General features: G+C 54.1%; 19 protein-coding genes. 12 read left to right on the top strand and 7 right to left on the bottom strand.

Going from position 1 to position 20,263, the window contains the following annotated elements; translation table 11 throughout:
* Positions 1-2: 2 nt before the first annotated feature.
* Both ACTU44_RS01135 and ACTU44_RS01130 read left to right on the top strand, forming a co-directional pair.
* Positions 3-677: a glutathione S-transferase family protein gene (locus ACTU44_RS01135; protein WP_462096448.1), complete on the top strand. Its 675-nt coding sequence runs from the start codon at positions 3-5 to the stop codon at positions 675-677.
* Positions 674-1,486 (top strand): class I SAM-dependent methyltransferase, encoded by an 813-nt coding sequence (locus tag ACTU44_RS01130; RefSeq protein WP_114096258.1) that lies wholly within the window; start codon positions 674-676, stop codon positions 1,484-1,486. Before ACTU44_RS01135 ends, ACTU44_RS01130 begins: the two co-directional genes overlap by 4 nt.
* Positions 1,487-1,524: 38 nt before the next feature.
* Here ACTU44_RS01130 and ACTU44_RS01125 read toward each other — a convergent pair whose 3' ends face one another.
* Both ACTU44_RS01125 and ACTU44_RS01120 read right to left on the bottom strand, forming a co-directional pair.
* Entirely contained in the window at positions 1,525-2,556 is a 1,032-nt protein-coding gene (locus ACTU44_RS01125; RefSeq protein WP_114096257.1) for a substrate-binding domain-containing protein, read from the bottom strand.
* An 81-nt stretch (positions 2,557-2,637) separates the two neighbouring features.
* The gene (locus ACTU44_RS01120; RefSeq protein WP_114096834.1) at positions 2,638-3,450 is read right to left on the bottom strand and encodes a tetratricopeptide repeat protein; all 813 of its coding nucleotides are present in this window, start codon (positions 3,448-3,450) and stop codon (positions 2,638-2,640) included.
* Between the two features lie 245 nt (positions 3,451-3,695).
* Between ACTU44_RS01120 and ACTU44_RS01115 the strand changes: the two genes are divergently transcribed.
* A complete protein-coding gene (locus ACTU44_RS01115) occupies positions 3,696-4,598 on the top strand; it encodes an SDR family oxidoreductase (RefSeq protein WP_462096447.1) in 903 nt (300 codons plus the stop codon).
* Between the two features lie 210 nt (positions 4,599-4,808).
* Positions 4,809-5,816 (top strand): complex I NDUFA9 subunit family protein, encoded by a 1,008-nt coding sequence (locus tag ACTU44_RS01110; RefSeq protein WP_114096255.1) that lies wholly within the window; start codon positions 4,809-4,811, stop codon positions 5,814-5,816.
* A gap of 87 nt (positions 5,817-5,903) precedes the next feature.
* Here the strand turns inward: ACTU44_RS01110 and ACTU44_RS01105 are convergent, their stop codons facing one another.
* Together ACTU44_RS01105 and ACTU44_RS01100 are read right to left on the bottom strand one after the other, a co-directional pair.
* Entirely contained in the window at positions 5,904-6,584 is a 681-nt protein-coding gene (locus ACTU44_RS01105; protein ID WP_462096446.1) for a GntR family transcriptional regulator, read from the bottom strand.
* Positions 6,584-7,480, bottom strand: a complete 897-nt coding sequence (locus tag ACTU44_RS01100) for a dihydrodipicolinate synthase family protein (protein WP_462096445.1) — start codon at positions 7,478-7,480, stop codon at positions 6,584-6,586. The genes ACTU44_RS01105 and ACTU44_RS01100 overlap by 1 nt, the downstream gene beginning before the upstream one ends.
* A 197-nt stretch (positions 7,481-7,677) precedes the next feature.
* Between ACTU44_RS01100 and ACTU44_RS01095 the strand changes: the two genes are divergently transcribed.
* From ACTU44_RS01095 to ACTU44_RS01085, 3 genes are read left to right on the top strand one after another with little or no spacing between them, the layout of a single operon-like run.
* Positions 7,678-8,688 carry a sialic acid TRAP transporter substrate-binding protein SiaP gene (locus ACTU44_RS01095; protein ID WP_220150260.1) on the top strand — a complete coding sequence of 337 codons (1,011 nt, stop codon included), beginning with the start codon at positions 7,678-7,680 and terminating at the stop codon, positions 8,686-8,688.
* A gap of 7 nt (positions 8,689-8,695) precedes the next feature.
* Positions 8,696-9,253, top strand: a complete 558-nt coding sequence (locus ACTU44_RS01090) for a TRAP transporter small permease (protein WP_114096251.1) — start codon at positions 8,696-8,698, stop codon at positions 9,251-9,253.
* Entirely contained in the window at positions 9,250-10,545 is a 1,296-nt protein-coding gene (locus ACTU44_RS01085; RefSeq protein ID WP_114096250.1) for a TRAP transporter large permease, read from the top strand. Before ACTU44_RS01090 ends, ACTU44_RS01085 begins: the two co-directional genes overlap by 4 nt.
* An 89-nt stretch (positions 10,546-10,634) precedes the next feature.
* Here ACTU44_RS01085 and ACTU44_RS01080 read toward each other — a convergent pair whose 3' ends face one another.
* The 3 genes from ACTU44_RS01080 to ACTU44_RS01070 all read right to left on the bottom strand — a co-directional run bounded on the left by ACTU44_RS01080 (position 10,635) and on the right by ACTU44_RS01070 (position 14,885).
* Entirely contained in the window at positions 10,635-12,782 is a 2,148-nt protein-coding gene (locus ACTU44_RS01080; protein WP_462096444.1) for a methyl-accepting chemotaxis protein, read from the bottom strand.
* A 152-nt stretch (positions 12,783-12,934) separates the two neighbouring features.
* Positions 12,935-13,720 carry a cobalt-precorrin-6A reductase gene (locus ACTU44_RS01075; protein WP_462096443.1) on the bottom strand — a complete coding sequence of 262 codons (786 nt, stop codon included), beginning with the start codon at positions 13,718-13,720 and terminating at the stop codon, positions 12,935-12,937.
* A gap of 43 nt (positions 13,721-13,763) precedes the next feature.
* Positions 13,764-14,885 (bottom strand): cobalt-precorrin-5B (C(1))-methyltransferase, encoded by a 1,122-nt coding sequence (locus tag ACTU44_RS01070; protein WP_462096442.1) that lies wholly within the window; start codon positions 14,883-14,885, stop codon positions 13,764-13,766.
* Positions 14,886-15,112: 227 nt separating this feature from the next.
* Between ACTU44_RS01070 and cobA the strand changes: the two genes are divergently transcribed.
* The 5 genes from cobA to ACTU44_RS01045 all read left to right on the top strand — a co-directional run bounded on the left by cobA (position 15,113) and on the right by ACTU44_RS01045 (position 19,647).
* Complete coding sequence (gene cobA / locus ACTU44_RS01065) at positions 15,113-15,976, top strand: uroporphyrinogen-III C-methyltransferase (protein WP_114096246.1); 864 nt, start codon at positions 15,113-15,115, stop codon at positions 15,974-15,976.
* A 103-nt stretch (positions 15,977-16,079) separates the two neighbouring features.
* Entirely contained in the window at positions 16,080-16,856 is a 777-nt protein-coding gene (locus tag ACTU44_RS01060; protein ID WP_462096441.1) for a sulfite exporter TauE/SafE family protein, read from the top strand.
* A gap of 174 nt (positions 16,857-17,030) precedes the next feature.
* The gene (locus ACTU44_RS01055; protein ID WP_114096833.1) at positions 17,031-17,645 is read left to right on the top strand and encodes an SCO family protein; all 615 of its coding nucleotides are present in this window, start codon (positions 17,031-17,033) and stop codon (positions 17,643-17,645) included.
* A 95-nt stretch (positions 17,646-17,740) separates the two neighbouring features.
* Positions 17,741-19,093 carry a cobyrinate a,c-diamide synthase gene (locus tag ACTU44_RS01050; protein WP_462096440.1) on the top strand — a complete coding sequence of 451 codons (1,353 nt, stop codon included), beginning with the start codon at positions 17,741-17,743 and terminating at the stop codon, positions 19,091-19,093.
* Between the two features lie 89 nt (positions 19,094-19,182).
* On the top strand, positions 19,183-19,647 hold the full coding sequence (locus tag ACTU44_RS01045; protein WP_462096439.1) for a YcgN family cysteine cluster protein: 465 nt from the start codon (positions 19,183-19,185) through the stop codon (positions 19,645-19,647).
* Positions 19,648-20,263: the final 616 nt, after the last annotated feature.

Here is a 20,263-nt window from a genome sequence, read left to right as displayed (position 1 = left end):
TTATGCGTCAGTTATATCATTTTTGGCTTTCACCATATTCGCGCAAAGTGCGCCTGGTTCTGGCCGAGAAAAAACTAGATTTCGAATTGAAAGCCGAACCGGTTTGGGAACGGCGCGACGAGTTTCTGTTGCTCAATCCGGCCGGTGAAGTCCCGGTGCTTGAGGATGAGGACGGAACGGTTCTGTGTGACTCGACCGTGATTTGCGAATATCTCGACGAGATTTCTGACGAGGAACCCAAGCTGCTGGGTTCAAATCCCAAGGAACGCGCCGAAATCCGCCGTCTTGTTGCCTGGTTTGACGGTAAGTTTAACCGCGAGGTCACCAATCATCTGCTTGGTGAAAAGCTTCTGAAACGGTTCTTTTCCACCGGCACCCCAGATACCAAGGTGCTGCGTGCCGGTCGGACCAATGCTGCCTATCATCTTGATTATATCGGCTGGTTGTTTGAACGCCGGAACTGGCTTGCGGGGGATCATCTGACCATGGCTGATCTTGCTGCTGCCGCACAGATTTCCGTGATCGACTATATGGGTGATATCAACTGGTCCAAACATCCGCGCGCCAAGGATTGGTATATGCGGATTAAAAGCCGTCCGTCCATGCGTGATATTCTGGCCGATCGACAGGCCAGCTTCCCGCCATCCAGTCACTATGCGGAACTGGATTTTGAATGACGAATTCATCCAATCTTGATGAATTCTATCCGGTCGGTGGGCTAAATACGGCAAGTTATGATCTTCGCGCTGATCTTGATCGCAAAATTTTCGAAGATCCCATTCCATTCTATACACGCCTTGCCAAAAGCCTTGCGGGATCGCTTGGCGTGCTTGAGCTCGGTTGTGGCACCGGACGGATCAGTGCCGCGATTGCTGATCTTGATATTGCGGTCGAAGGACTGGACCTGTCCCCGGCCATGCTTGATCAGGCACGTGCCAAATATCCCGATCTTGTCTGGCATCCCGGCAATATGTGCGACTTTGATCTGGGCCGGGTATTTGATCTGGTCATCATCCCGTTTCGCGGGCTTCAGGAAATCACCGATGTCCATGATCAGCGTCGTGCCCTTGCACGGGCCTTTGCCCATCTCAAACCCGGCGGGGTCATCGCACTCGATCTGATGGATCCTGATTTGCGTTATTGCCTGCCCGAAGGCGATCCCGATTTTGTCGAACTGCCGATCTTTCCGATGCCCGACGGGGTCGGAAAGCCAGACAGCCAATTGCGGATCACGGCGATGGAGCGCACCAACGATCCCCTGACCCAGCGATTTAGCGAACATTGGCGCTTCGAGGAAGTCGGTCCGGATGGCGTGGTTCTTCGGCGCGAAGACGCCTGGCATCATTTGCGCTGGGTGACGCGCAGCGAAATGCGATTGATGCTGGAACTTTCCGGGTTTGTTTCGATATCGGAATTTTCTGATTTCAAGGGCAGTCCACCCAAATATGCTACCAATCAGGTCTGGATGGCAAAACGGCCGGACTGATGTCCGGCCGCTTGAATTATGATCCGGCTTCCGACTGATCAGTTGCCAGCAAACTTTTTCGATGCTGCCATTGTTTCAAGGCGCTCTTCATCGGTCAGCGGCACCAGACCGTTATCGACAAGAAGACCTTCTGCGCCAATCACGGTTTCCGAAACATAGGTCGTGATAAAGGCATTGAGCGACCTGACAAGCTGTTCATGGTCGTCCTTGACGTAAAGATACAGCGCACGCGACCCCGGATAACTGCCATCAAGGATGGTTTCGTAATCCGGCCCGATGCCGTTGATCGTGATGCCCTGAAGCTTGTCACGGTTTCGTTCAAGATTGTTAAAGCCCATCACCCCAAAGGAGGTCGGGTCTTTTTCAAGCTTGCTGATGACAAGGCGATCATTTTCACCTGCCTCGATATAGGCCCCGTCTTCGCGGATGGTTCGGCACAGCAACCGGAAGCTGTCAGGATCGGATGACTCAAGACTTGCGATATCGGCAAAGGTTGAACAGCCCTTATCGAGCAAAAGCTGCCCCATAAGGTCGCGGGTGCCCGAGGTCGGCGGCGGGCCGTAAACGCGGATTTTCAAATCCGGCAATGACGGATCGACATCAGACCATTTGACATTGGGGTTGGGCACACTGGCGCCATTGACCGGGATGGTACGGGCAAGGGCCAGATAAAGCTGGCGGGCAGTAAGTTCCATGGTCGGCGCTTCGCGCGATCCCAAAAGAACGATGCCGTCATAGCCGATTTTGATTTCGCTGATATTGCGGACCGAATTGGCCGCACAAATTGCGGTTTCCGAACCGGAAATCGGACGCGATGCATCAACGATATCGGGATATTGTTCCCCGATCCCGCCACAAAACAGCTTGAAGCCACCGCCAGAACCGGTGCTTTCAACAACAGGAGCCGGTTGACCGGTGGTTTTGGCAAAATATTCCGCGACCTTGGTGGTTAGCGGAAAGATTGTCGACGAGCCGACGATACGAACCTGATCACGTGCCTGTGCCACAGAGACAGCAGAAACAAGTGCGACAGACGCGGCAAGGGCAGTCAAGGCAAGCGTACGACGCATTACGTCCCCCAAAATGGTGTTCGGTCAAAATCCGGTATGATTCTCTACCGGACATATACAAGGAAACTGACCACAGCAAACCTAGTTTGATCCGGTGTGAACATCCATCTTCTCTATATTCGCTTTTGCCGCATCAGCGACAGGGGTTCCGTTTGAATTTTCTATGACATTTAGCCAGTCACGACGTGCCAGATCGTTTTTCCCCGCAATCCGGTAAAGCTTTCCGCGTTCAAAAAGTGCCTGAACATTCCCCGGTTCAAGATTGAGCGCATTGTCAATGTCGGTCATGGCAAGGTCATAGCTTTCAAGCATCCGCCAGGCCGATGCCCGGTAAATCAGGACATCTGCCTGATCGGGTTGCAGATCAAGCGCCTTGTTCAGATCATCAATCGCATCCCAATATTGCCCGGCAAGCCCAAGCGCCATGGCGCGATCAACCCAAAGCTGCGGGTTGTTGGGCACCAGTTCAAGCGCCCGACTTTGATCGCGCCATGCAAATTCAAGATTGTTTGCCATCATCCATGCCTGTCCGGCCTGTGCCAGCATCCCGGCGACAACCCCCGGCTCGGCGGTGCTGTCCTTGGCCAGCGCATCCAGTCTGGTTGCGGCTTCTTCATATTTGCCAAGCGATATCAGCGCGACCGCAACGCAATGACGTGCGGGTTCACCGCCACCCATGTCGCGCCAGGCGATTGCACTTTCAAAACCGTCTTCGGGTTTAAGCTGGGCCAGCTTGATGCAGTCCTGATATTGCTGCTTTTCCTCAAGCGTCAGGGTGCCGTTGCTGTCCGTCTGGGCATGAAGATCCGGTGCTGTCCAGATGCCAGCAAACCCCGCCAGCAGAAGAACGCCTGTCGCGCGTGCAAATGTGGATCGGCCGCAAAGATGTGACATGGTTTCAAAAGCTCCGTTTCTGGCAAAACCGGGTCGCCGACAGCATAGGGGATGATGCCCCCGCACCGCCATGCCTGAATGCCCCGATGCCCCAAAAAACAGGATGAAAACGGCAAGATAATGATTGTCTGATCCATTCGACTGTGCAGTACCGAATTCCGGTGCAGACCAAAAGGTTTTGTATCGCGCCGTCCGCGCCGTTACTGTGCGCATTATGAGATCATGCGTAAGATACAGGTGCCTATATGACCAATAAGCTGTTTTGTTTCGGGTTGGGTTTTTCCGCACGTCTGGTTGCCAATCAATTGCAGGGCGAAGGCTGGAAAATTGCCGGAACCACCCGAAATGCAGACAAGGCGAAACAGCTTGAGGCAGACGGGATCGAGCCGTTTATTTTTGGCGATGATCAACCGGTTGCCGATATCAAAACCGCCCTTCGCGGGGTGACCCATGTCCTGGTTTCTGCCCCGCCCGGCGGGCAAGGGGATCCGGTGATCCATCATCATGGCAATGATCTTGCGGCATTGCCCGAAGGCACATGGATTGGCTATCTGTCGACGACAGGTGTCTATGGGGATCGTGACGGTGCAGAAGTCAGCGAAGAAGACGAACTTTTGCCCAGCGGCAAGCGCGGTCGACGTCGGGTGACTGCGGAAAAGGCATGGTTTGATCTGGGCCGTCGTCATGGATTATGCGTGCAAAGTTTCCGTCTGGCGGGGATTTACGGGCCGGGCCGCAATGCCCTTGAAACCGTTCGTGCCGGTCGTGCGCGCCGGATCATCAAACCCGGTCAGGTTTTTTCGCGTATCCATGTCGAAGACATCGCCCAGACCGTTTTGGCATCAATCAAGCGCCCCGATTGCGGGGCTGCCTATAATGTCTGCGATGATGATGCGGCCCCACCCCAGGACGTGATTGTTTATGCCTGCGGGATGCTTGGCATTGATCCGCCTGCAGAAGAAGATTTTGCCACCGCCAGGCTCAGCCCGATGGCAGCAAGTTTTTATGAAGACAACAAGCGGGTTTCGAACGCACGTATCAAGGAAGAACTTGGTGTCAAGCTTCGCTATCCCGATTATCGGGCCGGTCTGACGCCACTTTATGATGAAATATTGGCCCGATTGGAATCCCGCGAGGAAATTGATTAATCTCGGCGCATTGTTGACCCGCATGACGCGTCGTATATAACCCAAGAGCCTGCGGACACTCATATCGTTCTCTGTTCGGGCACAATATGAATGTCCACAGGATAACATCGACCGGGTGGTCAGGCCTGACTGGCCCGGAAGGCATCTAACGCTGGCATGTCTCGCGGAAGGTCTTCTGCGCATATTGTCATCGGCAAGGAGAAAGCAAGCATGGATCGTCGTATCGTAACCGTTTTCGGTGGCACCGGATTTGTCGGACGTCACATCGTCAAGCGTCTGCTTGAACGTGACTTTATCGTTCGCGTCCCGACCCGCAGCTTCGAGCGCGTCAAAAAGCTCAAACCGATGGGCTATCTCGGTCAGGTCGTTCCGGTCCATTGCGATGTGCGCAACGAAGACAGCATCAAGGGCGCAATCGAAGGCTCCGAGGCCGTCATCAACCTGCTTGGCATTCTGTACGAACGTGGCAGCAACAATTTCCTCAACATCCATGTAAAAGCCGCGAAACGCATCGCCGAAGAAGCCAGGGCATGTGGCGTAAAGACCATGGTGCATATGTCCGCACTTGGTGTGGATAAAAACAGTGCCGCCAATTATGCGACATCGAAACTTGCCGGTGAAAATGCCGTGCGCGAGGTCTTCCCGAATGCGGTGATCTTCCGTCCGTCGGTCATCTTTGGCCCGAATGACAATTTCCTCAACAAATTCGCAACGCTGGCGCGTTTTTCGCCCATTTTGCCGGTGATTGGTGCGCCGGGCCTGCCGAAAGTCGATCTTGGCGAAGGCAAGGTTGATATTCTTGGTGACGGTGGCCCGAAATTCCAGCCGGTCTATGTCGGCGATGTTGCCGATGCGTTTGTCGCAGCTGTTTGTGACCCGTCACTTGCGGGCAAGACATTTGAACTGGGCGGGCCGGAAACCTATTCCTTCATGGGTCTTCTGCGCGACATGCTGCGTATCACCCGTCAACGCGCCATTCTGATGCCGGTTCCGTTCTGGCTGGCCTCGATCAAGGCGTTCTTCCTGCAATTCCTGCCGGTGCCGCCGATGACACCCGATCAGGTCCGGTTGCTCAAGGTCGATAATGTCGTGTCCGAAGGTGCGGCGGGTTTTGCCGAACTGGGAATTACCCCCAATAGCCTTGAAGCCGTGGCACCGTCCTATCTGAAACGGTTCTGCCCGCCACGCAAATCCGGCGAGTTCCGCCGCTTTGTCTGAGGCAGCCCAGACCTTGAATGCGAAAAACCCCGCCAGTTTTCGGCGGGGTTTTTCATTTCGGGGCGGTGTTTGACTTACGCGCGGTCCTTATCGGTCGCCCAGACCCAGTGCGCGTCCCCGTGCATTTTCAAGATGCTGGCGCAGGCAAATTGCGGCCTGTTCAGGATCACGCTTTTCAAAGGCTGCGATAATGGCAAGATGATCGTTCATCACATTCTGCAACAGGCTTTCTGTCAGTCGGAAACGTTCCTGTCGGATCAGGCGAATTTTGACGGAATTGACCTTGTAGATCTTTGAAATGATTTCATTATCAAGTGAATCAATGATCGTATCGTGAAGCGACCAATCCACCGCCTGGGCATGCTCAAGCAGTTCCGGGGTGATGCCGTTTTCACGGGCTGACTCCAGAACATCTTCATGGGCCTTACGCAGTTTGACCAGCATCTTGTCGCTGGCCTGCACTGTGAATAACCGGGCTGCTTCGAGTTCAAGAAAAATACGCAGCTGAAACGCATTGCGCACCAGATCAAGGTCGATATGGGCGACTTGCATACCGCGCTGGGGGACAGTGGTGATCAGACCATCCGCCTCAAGGCGGGGGATCAGTTCACGGATGGCACCAAGCGGCATATCGGTAATTTCGACCAGTTCACGTTGCGAAATAAACTGACCGGGCCGGATGTCACGGGCCAAAAGATGTTCGGTGAAGCTGTTATAGGCTTCGCTTCGCCGACTCTGTCTTGCTGGTTGCCGCTTGTTTTCGCTCATCAATCATTCCTGGTTGCGAACAGGGTATCGTAAGTATTTGTGATCCACTCATACTGTTCCTGTGTCAGTTCGACAAGCGGTGCGCGCACGCGTGACCACTGGGCAGAGTCGGTGATGTGGCCAACAAGCGCCTTTACTGCTGGTGTCACCGGCAATTCGACAAGGGCATTTACAAGCGGTGCCAGACGCTGATCGGGGGTTTCGCCATCCAGAAGCGGGATCAGAAGGTCCGGTGCAAAGTTGGCGACACCACTGATTGCACCCGATCCGCCAAGCGCAATGGCTGCGCCCAGAATGCGTTCATCGCCGATCAGGATGTGACGGTCTGAAAACCGGTCGAGCAGGGTTTTGGCATTTTCCCAGTCACCTGATGAATCCTTGACCCCGGCAATCATGGCAGGGTGGCTTTCAATCAGTGCCGCGATCATGTTGGGGCAGATCGGGGCGGCTGTAACCTGCGGGATATGGTACAGAATGACCTGAAGACGGGTGTCGCTGATGGCATCAAGAAACTGTCTGAACCAGGTGATCTGACCGGCATCACTGGACCCTTTGAAATAATAGGGTGGTGTGACCAGAACATATTTGCTGCCAAAAGAATCGGCCGTTTTTGCGGCGGCAATTGCATCGCCAAGTGCGGATTCGATGATGCCAACAACGATCTGGGCCGGTTCAATACCCGATGCCAGAAGGGCTTTGTGCGCAGCAACTTTTTCATCACGCGAAAGGTGCGGACCCTCACCGGTTGTCCCGCCAAGTGTGAAGGATGAACATCCCTTGGCAATCAATGATTTGGCATGTTTGCACAGCAGATCGGTGTCGATCGCACCGGTGCTGGTAAAGGGCGTTGTGATCGCAGCCGAGATGCCGAATTTGTCTGTTCTGGTGACGGGCATGACACATTCCTGTTTCGAGCCATTTGACATGGCGCAGTGTTTATCGGTATTGAAACAGTTGTCTATCACTAACATGTTAGTTATACAATAGGTGTCGTGTCAGCGCAGATGTTGTTGATTCTCATCTGTGGAAAGACCTAAAAACAATAACGACACATCAGAAAAACAGACACTTAATGTCCTTTAGGGAGGATCCAATGACCAAAACACCCATGGCACGCAGTCTGGTAAGAATTGCATCGGCCGCAATTTGCACATTTGCGATTGGCGCAACATCTGCCTTTGCGGCGGACGCGGTCAAGCTGCGCATCTCAACGCCTGCTGTTGAGTCCGACTGGCATGCCAAGATGCTGACTGTCTTCAAGGACGAGCTTGCAAAGACCGCGCCGGGCGAATTCGATGTTGAAATCCATCTCAATGCCAGCCTGTTCAAACAGGGTACAGAGCCCGCAGCAATGCAGCGTGGTAATCTCGATATGGCGATGATTTCAGCACAGGATATCGCCAAGCAGATTCCGGCATGGTCGGTTTTCACCGCCGGTTATCTGATCCGTGATCCGGAACATCAGAAAAAGGTTTTCAACAGCGACATCGGGAAGAAGTTCTATCAGATGGTCGCAGATGACATGAATATCGAGATTCTTGATGTCGGTTATCTTGGCACGCGTGAGCTTAATCTTGCCAATGACAAGAAAATTACCACCCCGGATGACCTCAAAGGCGTGAAACTGCGCATGCCGGGCTCCGATGCATGGTTGTTCCTTGGCAATGCGCTTGGCGCAGATGCAACTCCGCTTGCATTTGGCGAAGTTTACACGGGCCTTCAGACCGGAACGATTGATGGTCAGGACAACCCGCTGCCGACAGTCAAGGCCGTCAAATTCTATGAAGTGACCAAACAGATCGTTCTGACAGATCATCTGGTCGATGCGGTTTTCCTGTCGATGGCTAAAAACACCTATGATGACTTGTCTGCAGATCAGCAGAAAAAGGTCAAGGACGCCGCAGCAGTTGCAACCGCCTATAACAACAAGATGCGTATTGAAGACGAAAAGTCGCTGATTGATTTCTTCAAGAAAGAAGGTCTGTCGATTTACGCGCCTGACGTTGCCGCATTCCGCACCAAAGTCCAGAATGCCTATCTGGAAAGCGAGTTTGCCAAGGATTGGCCGGAAGGCATCGTTGAACAAATCAATGCGGTGAAGTGATTAGATCGTGCGTGATCTGAGCAGACCCTTCAAAAAAGGTGCCGAAATCATCGCGGTGGCATTGTTTATCGCGATGTTCGGGACCTTTCTTCTACAGATTTTTGCGCGTTATGTTCTCAATAGCCCGCTGGGCTGGACGGTCGAGCTATGCATCATCCTGTATATCTGGCTGGTGTTCTGGACGTCTGCTTTCTTGCTGCGTGAACATGACCATGTATCGTTCAATATGCTGTTTCTTGCCGCTCCGACACGGGGGCGGCGGGTTATGGCAATTCTTGGTCTTGGATGTATTGCGGCGGCCTTTATTGCCGGATTCCCGGTGATTGTGGATTACGTCATGTTCATGCGGATCGAAAAGGCGCCTGTTACGCGCATCACCCTTGACTATGTCTATGCAATTTTCCCGGTCTTTATCGTCGCGCTGATTATCCGGAGCCTGATTTCCTTGTGGCGTCTGATGCGCGCCAAAAGCTATGGCCAGGAAATTGCGGCAATCGCTGGCGACCCGACACAGCCGGACCAATCGCTTTGTGATCCGTTTGTGACAAAGGAGCCAAAGGCATGAGTATGGCTTTTTTGATCAGCCTTGGCGGCTTCCTGTTGCTTGGTGCGATTGGGATGCCTATTGCAATCGCGGCCTTTGCGGCGTCAATCGGCTATATGTTTATTTCCGGACAGGATGTCGGTCTGGTCGCTGAACAGGCCTTGAACGGTCTGTTTAACAGTTATGTTTTGCTGGCCGTGCCCCTGTTTATTCTGGCGGCCAACTTCATGAATGCCGGAACGATCAGTGACCGGTTGCTGACATTTTGTATTGCGATTGTCGGGCGTTTTCGTGGCGGGCTTGCCCATGTCAATGTGCTTGCCAGTGTCATTTTTTCGGGTATGTCGGGGTCGGCAATTGCCGATGCGGCGGGAATCGGGCGGGTTATCATTGATCTGATGACCCGAAATAACCGTTATCCTGGCGGCTATGCCGCAGCCCTGACGGCGGCATCGAGCGTTATCGGTCCGATCATCCCGCCTTCGATCCCGATGATCCTTTATGCACTGATTTCGGGGTCATCGATCGGTTATCTTTTCCTGGCCGGGATTGTGCCGGGACTGTTTCTGGCCTTGGTCCTGATGATCCTGAATGTCGCGATTGCCCGCAAACGGGATTTCAAACGTGATGATGTCGTACCATTGCGCGAAATTCCGCGCGTGACGATGCGCGCTTTCCCGGCGCTGATGTTGCCGGTGATCCTGCTTTACGGGATTTATGGCGGTATCACCACCCCGACCGAGGCTGCGGCAATTGCAGCAGTTTATGCGCTTATACTTGCCGCACTGTTTTACCGGTCGGTCAGTTGGAAGGATTTCTATCTTCTGGTGCTCGACGGGGCCAAATCGACCTCGGTCGTGGGGCTGATCATCGCGTCGGCTTTGGTGCTGAACTATCTGGTGGCAAGTGAAAACCTGCCTGCCCTTGTCGCGGACGAGCTGGCCGCGACCAACATGTCGCCCCTGGTCTTTATGCTGGTGATCAATGTGATCATTCTGGTACTGGGATGTCTGTTTGATGCGACGACACTGCTTTTGATCGTGGTGCCGCTTTTCCTGCCAACCGCAGAGCTTCTTGGCATTGATCTGGTTTATTTCGGTGTCGTGATCACGATTAACATCATGATCGGTCTCATCACGCCGCCTTATGGCATTTTGCTGTTTGTTCTGAACGGTGTTACGGGCATTCCGTTACGCGACATCATTCGTGAAATATGGGTATTTGTCGCAGCCTTGATCGGGGCATTGATCGTGCTGGTGCTGATCCCTGACATGGTTCTGTGGTTGCCCCGCCTGTTTGGTTATACAGGCTAGAAGGCAGGCCCTGCAAAATCAGCGGCCCCAAATAAAAACCCCTCCGCCGGGCCAGCCGACGGAGGGGTTTTCTTTGTTGAAAAACAGATTTAGCCTGCCCGGACGCGGGCGACAAAGCCGTTTGCTTCTTCCTGAAGACGCTGGGCCTTGGTCAGAAGCTCCTCAGCCGTGCCACGGGCATCGCCCGAAAGTGTCTGAACGGCCTCGGCAGAACGGGAAACTTCGGTCATGTTTGCCGAAACATCGCGAACGCCACGGGCTGCTTCCTCGGAACCACTGGCGATCTCGGCGGTGGCGGAACCCTGTTGACGCATGGCAGCCGCGATAGAGCTTGAAATCGTGTCGACTTCGCCGATCGTGGTTGCGATGGCCGAGATCATCTCGACGGCGGATGCGCTGACGGTGCGCATTTCGTCGATCTGGCGGCTGATATCCTCGGTCGCACGCTGGGTCTGGGTTGCAAGGTTTTTGACCTCGTTGGCAACCACGGCAAAGCCCTTGCCGGCATCACCGGCACGTGCAGCCTCGATTGTGGCATTCAGCGCAAGAAGGTTGGTCTGATCGGCAATTGTGTTGATCAGATCAATGACTTCACCGATTTTCTCGGCCGTATCGGAAAGCTGGCGAACGGTAACATCCGAACGGCGGGCTTCCTCGACAGCAGAACGTGAGACTTCCTCGGCTTTGCCAACCTGGCGTTCGATTTCGGCGATTGATGCCGAAAGTTCCTCGGTCGCAGACGAGACCGAGCTGACATTTTCCGACGCATTGTGAGAGGCGTTGCTGACATCGGTTGCCCGGACAACGTTTTCACCGGCATTCGATGCCATATGATCGACCGCATTTCGCATTTCGGTGATCTGGGTCAGAAGGTCAGTGACCAGTCCATTGACCGAACTTTCAAAACCGTCAGCCATTTCAAGAAGGGCCGCACGACGTTGCTGTTCGGCACGTTCCTCGTTGGCCTTGTTCTGGGCCCGGAGTTCTTCGGCCTCCAGCGCGTTTTCGCGGAAGGTTTCCACAGCACGGGCCATGGCCGCAATTTCATCTGATCCCTTGTCGGCAACCGGTGTGCGCAGATCGCCATTGGTCAGGCGGTCCATGGCACTGTTCAGGCCAATCAGCCGGGCCAGAAGGTTGCGCTGGACATAAAGCCAGATGATCAGGATTGAAATGATGATGGCCGCCGCTGCAACAATCAGCATCACGGTTTCGGCAACCGTGATGGTCTTGCTGACATCGGCATTGGCAGCATCAATCTTGCTGCGCATTTCGTCCAGCAACTGATCGGCTGTTTCCCCAATACCATTGGCAATGGTTGTGGTTTGTTCAAGCAGATCGGCAAGGACAACCTGTTGTTCAAGACCGCGCTGACGCAGGGTAAACAGGTTCTTCTCACTGTTGGGATCAAGTCCGGCCGACAGGGTTTTGAAGTTTTCTTCCGAACGGGCCTTAAGGTCATCAACCGGAATTTCGGCAATGCTGGCACCCATCTGCGTGATGATCGGATTGGACCAGAATTTGACGCGATCAAGGCCGTCAATATCAGTGGCTGAACTTGCAATTCGGGCCAGATCGGGGATCTTGAGGGCCAATGCGCGAAGCTCGGCCATGTTCTGTGCGGTCAGGGCGTCTTCATCAATCAGCTGATCGAGAAGATCAAAAATCTCGCCCTCCCTGTCTGCCTTGCCAACCAGACTGTAAAGTTCACCGGCATTGTTGGTCAGCGTCATGTTGGCGTTGGTCGAGAGTTCACGCGAACTGACTTCAATCGCACCAGCAGCACGGATGATTTCATCAAGTATGGCCGCAAGTTCGTCCCGATTGGTAAAGACCCCACCCATGGTCTCTTCCAGACGGCGGATATTGACGATCATTTGCCCGGTCTGATCCGAGAATTGCTGCAATATCTCGTTATTCACCCCCAATGCCGCCAAACCGGAAATATGATCATTCATCTGGTTTTCGACAGCATCAAGCGTTGCGGTCGCAGCAACAACTTCGTCATGGCTGGTCGCACTGGCAACCGCGCGTGCAATACGAATGATCGCATCGCTGCTGACATAAAGCTCCTGCCCGTTGACAAGGGCAGGAATCGCTTCTGCGGTGACGACCCGTTGCTGGGACTCAGTCATACGAAAAGAAAAAACCGCCAGTGCGGCGGCACAAACAGCAAGTAGAGCAATGGGGACAATCGCCGCCATTAGCCTACCGCGCAAACCAACTTTGCCGGTCATGATATTCCCACTCATGGATTGTTTTGATTTATATGAGCCAAGCGCCATCTATGGCCGGTAACTTGTCTCTGACGGTTATTTCCGTCCTTGGGAATATTATTGAATCAAAGTCGGAAGCGGTCTAGTGGTGTTTGTGTTGCAATGTTGCGAAATTAGTTTTCATCAAGAAACTTTTGAACGCTTTTAAGTATAACTTCCCGGGTGTGTGCTTGCGTTACTGGTGCGGCACCCGGCCGTTCAATCATGATCACCGGCAGGCCAAGATTGCGAGCGGCCTCGATTTTGGCAAATGTCGCCGTGCCGCCACTATTCTTGCAGACGATCACATCAATCCCGTGGCGTTCAAGAAGTTCGGTCTCGCTTTCGACGCTGAACGGGCCACGGGCAAAAAGCCATTCCCCGTATGCCAGATCAAACGGATCGCGCGGGGCATCAACCGTTCGTACCAAAAGCCAGGTCTTTTCAAGGCCCTCAAAGGCATGCAGGTTCTTTGCACCACTGGCGATCAGGGCGCGTGTGCCATGGTCGGGCAGAATACGGGCGGCTTCTTCGATGGAACGGACCGGTATCCAGTTGTCTTTGGGCGTCTTTTCCCAGCCGGGGCGGTAAAACTGGATGCAGGGCATCGCGACTGCGTGGCAGGCTTGCGCGATATTGCTTGAAATCCGGGTGGCATAAGGATGGGTCGCATCAATCACCAGATCAATCTGCTCGCCTTTGACATAGGAAATGATGCCTTCCGGTCCGCCAAACCCGCCAATCCGGACCGGAACCCGGTCCGGGAGGCTGGGTGCACTGGTGCGACCGGCAAGGGATAGTTGCAGCCGGATGTCGCGGCCGAATTCATGCATTAGGTCCTCGGCAATGCGATTAGCGTCCCCGGTACCGCCAAAAATCAGAACATGCTTCGGGCGTTTGGCAGGGCGGGAAAGCGACATGGGCAGTGACCTTGTTGTGATATGTTCAGTGTGCGGATGCAGATCAGGCAGATGTGACCGGTTTGAAGCGGTCAAAATCACCAACACCATGACGCGCAATGATCCGGCCTTCGCGGTCGGTTACCAGGATCTCGACGGCACTTGCGCCATCAAGGGTGGCACGTGCCGATTCAGAGGCCTGACGCGCAATGGTGTCTGCAATATCAACGTTTGCGGCCTGACAAAGTTCCAGAACCTGTTTTGCCGTATTGGCGCTGCGGGTCTGATCCTGAAGATCGGAACTGCCGCCTGACAGTTTGACGGTCTCTGCAAGCCGGTCAAAATCGACCTGCGACCGGCTGCTATGAAGGTCAAGATGCCCTTGGGCAAGCTTGACGAGTTTGGCAAAGCCACCGGCAATGCTGACAAATTCCACCGGGTTCTTGCGCAGATATTTCAGCATCCCGCCGACGAAGTCGCCCATATCAAGAATGGCTTCTTCGGGAAGGCCATAAAATGCGCGAATGGCGGCCTCGGATGTTTTGCCGGTTGCGCCCGCGACATGGATGCGCCCGGTGGCGCGCGCTACATCAATGCCGCGATGGATGGAATGAATCCATGCTGAACAACTGAACGGGATGACAATCCCGGTCGTGCCCAGAACCGATAAACCGCCGACAATACCCAGCCGTCCATTCCATGTTTTGGTGGCAATTTCCTGTCCACCGGGAATGGAAATCTCGATCTCGACATCAGGGGTGGCGCCGAATTTTTCGCAAAGCTCGGTGATTTGACCAACCATCATTTCGCGTGGCTTGGGATTAATCGCGGCCTCGCCGGGGGGCAGGGGCAAACCCGGTTTGGTGATGGTTCCGACCCCGTCCCCGGCATGAAAACTGATACCGGCCCCGGGTTTTCCGATGCGCAGGGTGGCAACGATTTCAGCCCCATGGGTGACATCGGGGTCATCACCCGCATCCTTGATCACGCTTGCACGTGCCCAGCCATCACCCTTTTCGGCTTTGACCAGCGCAAAAGACGGGGTTTCACCGCGCGGCAAGGTAATGGTGACCGGATCGGGAAACGTACCGGATAGCAGGGCCTGCCAGGCAGCACGGGTGGCGGCGGTGGCACAGGCCCCCGTTGTCCATCCCTTGCGCAGCGGTCCTTCCGGTTTTCTGACCATTCCTCGATTTTTTCCTGTCACTCTGGCATTGGTTCCCGGTATTGATGGCGCGAAGTTCCTGCCATCGCGGGAATTTTAATTAAACATATTAAATTGTGTTGTTCTTTTAATAATACGACAAAATATCGGAAATATGTTGGACGTATCGTTTGATTGTTGTTTAACATATCCTCTTGAAACGGTCCTGCACAGATGGACCGAAATTCACGGAACAGAAGTAGCGCGTAATGACGACTCTTGGTCTTGATTTTCCGGTGTTTGAACCGGGTTGGGTATGGCTGGTTGGTGCGGGTCCGGGGGATCCGGGCTTGCTGACACTTCATGCGGTCAATGCCATGCAACAGGCTGATGTCGTTGTTTATGATGCGCTGGTTGATGAACGGATACTCAATCTACTGCGTGCGGATGCCAAACGTTTATATGCGGGCAAACGTGGCGGACGTCCGTCGTCAAAGCAGACCGATATTTCATTGCAACTGGTCGATCTTGCCAAGCAGGGCTTGCGTGTCCTGCGCCTTAAGGGGGGCGATCCGTTTGTCTTTGGGCGCGGCGGTGAAGAGGGCCTGACCCTTGTTGAGCACAATGTACCCTTCCGCGTGGTGCCGGGCATTACCGCCGGGATTGCCGGGGCGGCCTATGCCGGTATTCCGACAACCCATCGCGATTGCAATTCATCGGTGACCTTTGTCACCGGTCATGGATCAAGTGGCGAGGTTCCCGACAACATCAACTGGGCAGCCCTTGCCAAGGGGGCACCGGTTCTGGTGATGTATATGGCGATGAAGCATTTGCGCCGGATTTCCTCGGAACTGATGGCCAATGGCCGTGCCGGGGATGAGCCGCTTGCGGTTATCAATCAGGCGACCACAGCCGATCAGGGTATATTGATCACCACGCTTGAAAAGGCGGCCGATGATGTTGAACGTGCCGGTGTTGAACCGCCCGCGATCTGCATTCTGGGCAAGGTTGTCGGTTTGCGGGATCGCCTGAACTGGCTGTCGCCGCAAGACGATGTCAAATCGGTTCGCAATGTGCCGTTCGAACAGGTACTTGAACTGATTTCGACCCCGTCTGATCCGCTAAAAGACTAGGTCACTCCCCATATTAAATCCATTCCAGTGGATTGATATATATCGTTGTCCGTCAGGCGCGTGCTTGTCACAATCGCCGCAATCGAATTGACCCGGATGGATCATGGACGAACAACAGGTATTGATCCGCATCCTTGAAAGCGGCTGGGCACAATGTGCCGAAATCCTGCGCGATGATGGCGGGGTGATTTTGTCTGCGCTGATTGCCGGGCTTGTCGGCAGTGTCACCCACTGTGTCGGCATGTGCGGGCCTTTTGTGATTTCGCAGGTCACCAGCCGGATGGAACAGGTTCCGCTCGAAAAAATGAGCGAGCTGCGTCGTCTGACCGGGGCGGCTCTTTTGCCCTATCAGTTCGGGCGTTTGACCACCTATTGCCTGCTCGGCGTGCTTGCGGGTTTCTTTGCCGATGGTATCTCGGCATTGACCAGTATCTGGTGGATCGGGCCGGTCTTGCTGGTGCTTGCCGGTGCGTTCTTCCTGATTTTCGGGATCATGGGGTTGCTGCCCCATATGGGTGGTCTGTTGCCGACTTCTGGTGAAACGCGGTGGTGGAACCGCCTGTTTGGTGACCGCTTGCGACCGCTTTTTGCCGCCCCCTTTGGCATGCGGGGATATGCACTTGGCATCATGCTGGGTTTTATCCCGTGCGGGCTGGTCTATGGTGCGCTGGTTCTGGCTGCGGCGACCGCAAGTGCACTGAATGGCGGGGTGGTGATGGTGATCTTTGGTCTTGGCACAGTGCCGATGCTGTTTGTCACAGGCTTTATCGGCCAATACGCTGCCCAGCGGTTTCGCAGCCTGATGGTGCCGGTCGGGCGCGGATTGATGATTGTGAACGGGTTGATCCTGTTTGCCCTTGCCGCAAAGGCAATTGCCTGATCAGGACACCGGATATGTTGTGGAAAGTGTCATATTTACAGGATTTTGTAACGTGGTGTGAGCTTTCCCACAGCTGCTGCCCTTGCAGGATTGCACAGGGCATTTATAGTGCCCCGATAGTTTGGGATGCTTAAAGGCCGGTCAAGTGCGGTCAAAAGAAAAGAGGTAGGACGCGTGAGCAAAAAGACGCTTCTGGCAATTCTGGCGATTGCCCTGGTTCTGGGGATTGGTCTGACCTATCGCCTGATGATGATGGGGACAGAAACCCAGTCATCGGGAATTGCATCCATCGGTGGATCGTTCGAGCTCGTCAATCAGGACGGCAAGACCGTGACCGAGAAGGACTTTGCCGGAAAATATATGCTGATCTATTTCGGCTATACTTTTTGCCCGGATGTCTGCCCGACCGAATTGCAGGTCATGGGCAATGCGCTTGACCAGATGCCGGCTGACCTTGCCAATGAAGTGACACCTGTCTTCTTCACCGTCGACCCCGAACGTGACACGGTCGAGGCCATCAAGGCCTATGTGCCGCATTTCCATGACAGAATGGTCGGCCTGACCGGAACCGTCGCCCAGACGTCGGCGGCGGCAAAAACCTTCCGGGTATATTACGCCAAGGCCATTCCCGAAGGTGAACCGGAAAATACCGACGCCTATCTGATGGATCATTCGTCCTTTGTGTATCTGATGGATCGCAATGGTCAGTTCATTCGCCATTTCAACTATGGCACTGCCCCCGAAGAAATGGCCAAGGGCATCACCGAGGCGGTAAAAAAGAACGGCTGATCGGTTGGTCGGCAATGCTATGATTGGAAGGCGGGGTGGATTATTGTCCCCGATTTCGCCGCCTGCCTGTCCATCCGTGCCGGAGACCCCGCCATATGCCCCATGAAAAAGCAGACCCCGTTCCGGGCATTCTGATTGCAGCGCCGTCGTCCAATAGTGGCAAGACCGTTGTCACGTTGGCTTTGTTACGCGCCCTGACCCGTCAGGGGCACAAGATTGCAGCGGCGAAAACCGGCCCTGATTATATCGACCCGGCATTTCAGGCCGCAGCCTGTCGCGGGACCTGTATCAATCTTGATCCCTGGGCAATGGGCCGTAACCAGATCGCATCGCTGGTCACAGGCCACGCCACCGGCAAATCGTTTGTGATGTGCGAAGGCGTGATGGGGCTGTTTGACGGGGCGGCAAATGGCGAAGGATCAACTGCCGATCTTGCCGCACAAACCGGCTGGCCGGTGGTTCTGGTGGTCGATGTCAAAGGACAGTCTGCCTCTGCTGCGGCACTGATTTCGGGATTTACCAATTTCCGCAAGGATATCAATGTGGCCGCCGTGATCCTCAATCGGGTCGGAAGCCCCCGCCATGGCAAGATGATCATTGATGCCTGTGCCAGGCATCTGCCGGACTTGCCAATCATCGGGGCGGTTCGCCGGTCTGATGAGCTTACCCTTCCCGAACGTCATCTAGGACTGGTGCAGGCCGGTGAACATCCCAAGCTCAATGCATTCCTTGAGCGTGCCGCAGATATCATTGCCGAGGATGTTGATCTTGATGCGCTGACCGGGCTGGCAGAGCAGACAAAGCCATCTGATCCGCAAGACGGTGATGCGGGCAATCTCGATGATGCCCCCCTTATCGCCCCGCTTGGGCAACGGATTGCCGTGGCGCGTGATCAGGCCTTTGCGTTTTGTTATCCCCATATTCTTGATGGCTGGCGGCGTGCCGGGGCATCTGTCACGTTCTTTTCACCGCTCGCGAACGAGGCCCCCGACCCCGAATGCGATGCGATTTATCTGCCCGGCGGGTATCCCGAACTTCATGCCAGCACACTTGCCGCAGCTGATATCTTCAAGGCCGGAATGCATCAGGCGGCTGCGCGGGACGTTCTGATTTATGGGGAATGCGGGGGCTATATGACCCTCGGGACGGATTTGACCGATGCTGATGGGACGACACATCAGATGCTTGGTCTTTTGCCGCTTTCGACAAGCTTTGCCACCCGACGGCTTCATCTTGGTTATCGCGAAGCCAAAATCGGTATTCCGACACCGTTCGGACCGGCGGGCATGACTGTGCGCGGGCATGAGTTCCACTATGCGACGACACTTTCCGAAGACGGGATACCGTTCTGTCGCATGCGCACTGCGCTGGGTGGCGATCTTGGTCCGGCGGGTCTGGTTCAGGGGCGGGTATTCGGGTCGTTCTTCCATGTGATCGCGCAGAGTTGAACATTTGCGCCGATGTCGTGAGTTCGTGTGATGCATCGGGCTGTATTACCCTGTATCATGCTTAACAGACGGCCCGCATGAGAGAGACAATGACTGATAACAATCCCGTCACCCTTCCGGCAGACCCATTCTGGGAAACCAAAAAACTTGCAGAAATGACACAGGATGAATGGGAATCCCTGTGTGATCGGTGTGGTAAATGTTGTCTGCACAAGTTGCAGGACGAATATGACGACTTTGTCTATTACACCTCCGTGGCCTGTCGTCTGCTTGATTGTGAAACCTGTCAGTGCAAGGACTATCCCAACCGGACAGTTCATGTTCCCGATTGCGTCCAGCTGTCGAAGGAAAATGTCGAAACACTCAACTGGATGCCGTCAACCTGTGCCTATCGGCTGCTGTCGGAGGGTAAAGGTCTTCCTGACTGGCACCCGCTTGTAACGGGAAATCGCGAGTCTACCTTTATTGCCGGTATGTCTGTGCGCGGCATGGTGATTTCCGAAGATGATGCTCATCCCGACCTGACGCGTTATATCGTCAAGTGGCCTGCCTGATCCGATCGAGTAAATCAATGGCTTGTCAGAGCGTGTGACTCGTCTGGTTTGAAGCACTTGGCTGATGCTGCGGCAACACCACAGAGCCGGTTGGCCTTCTGATAGCCGTTTGACCAACTGTGTCTGGCAACGTCTCTGAAATAAACAAGTCCCGTCTGGTACTTTTGCAACCGGGCGATAAGTTCCTGCTGATGTTCTGAAATTCCCCATATGTCCTGCTTCCGGTTCCGGGTTGTGTCACCGTTCCGGACCGGTATCGGGACAGCTATTCAAAATCAGTAGTTGAACTATTCAAAAGTATATGTATTTTACGAAGATCAATTATTCATAAAGTGAATGGTTGATCAAAGTGATCGGCCAAAGGAAATTGCTCGTAAAGAAAGCCTGATAGAGAATTATCGAGGCAAGAGCATCGATCACGATGAGGAATCAAGCGGATATCAAACAGAAAATCTAACATAAACAAATAGTTGTGAATGATTTTTGGAAAATGACAGCAATACGGAATATGCATCAGGATGCATGTCGTAATCCGCTGTAATTGAGATGATATTCGAAATTCCCAGATGAATCTTACCGTCTTCAAAGCAATGAATTCCGTAATTGCACCATGCAA

The sequence above is a fragment of the Thalassospira sp. SM2505 genome (genome assembly GCF_054901115.1).
Note: the sequence above shows the minus strand (reverse complement) of the source record. Positions and strands in the feature narration are given on the sequence as shown.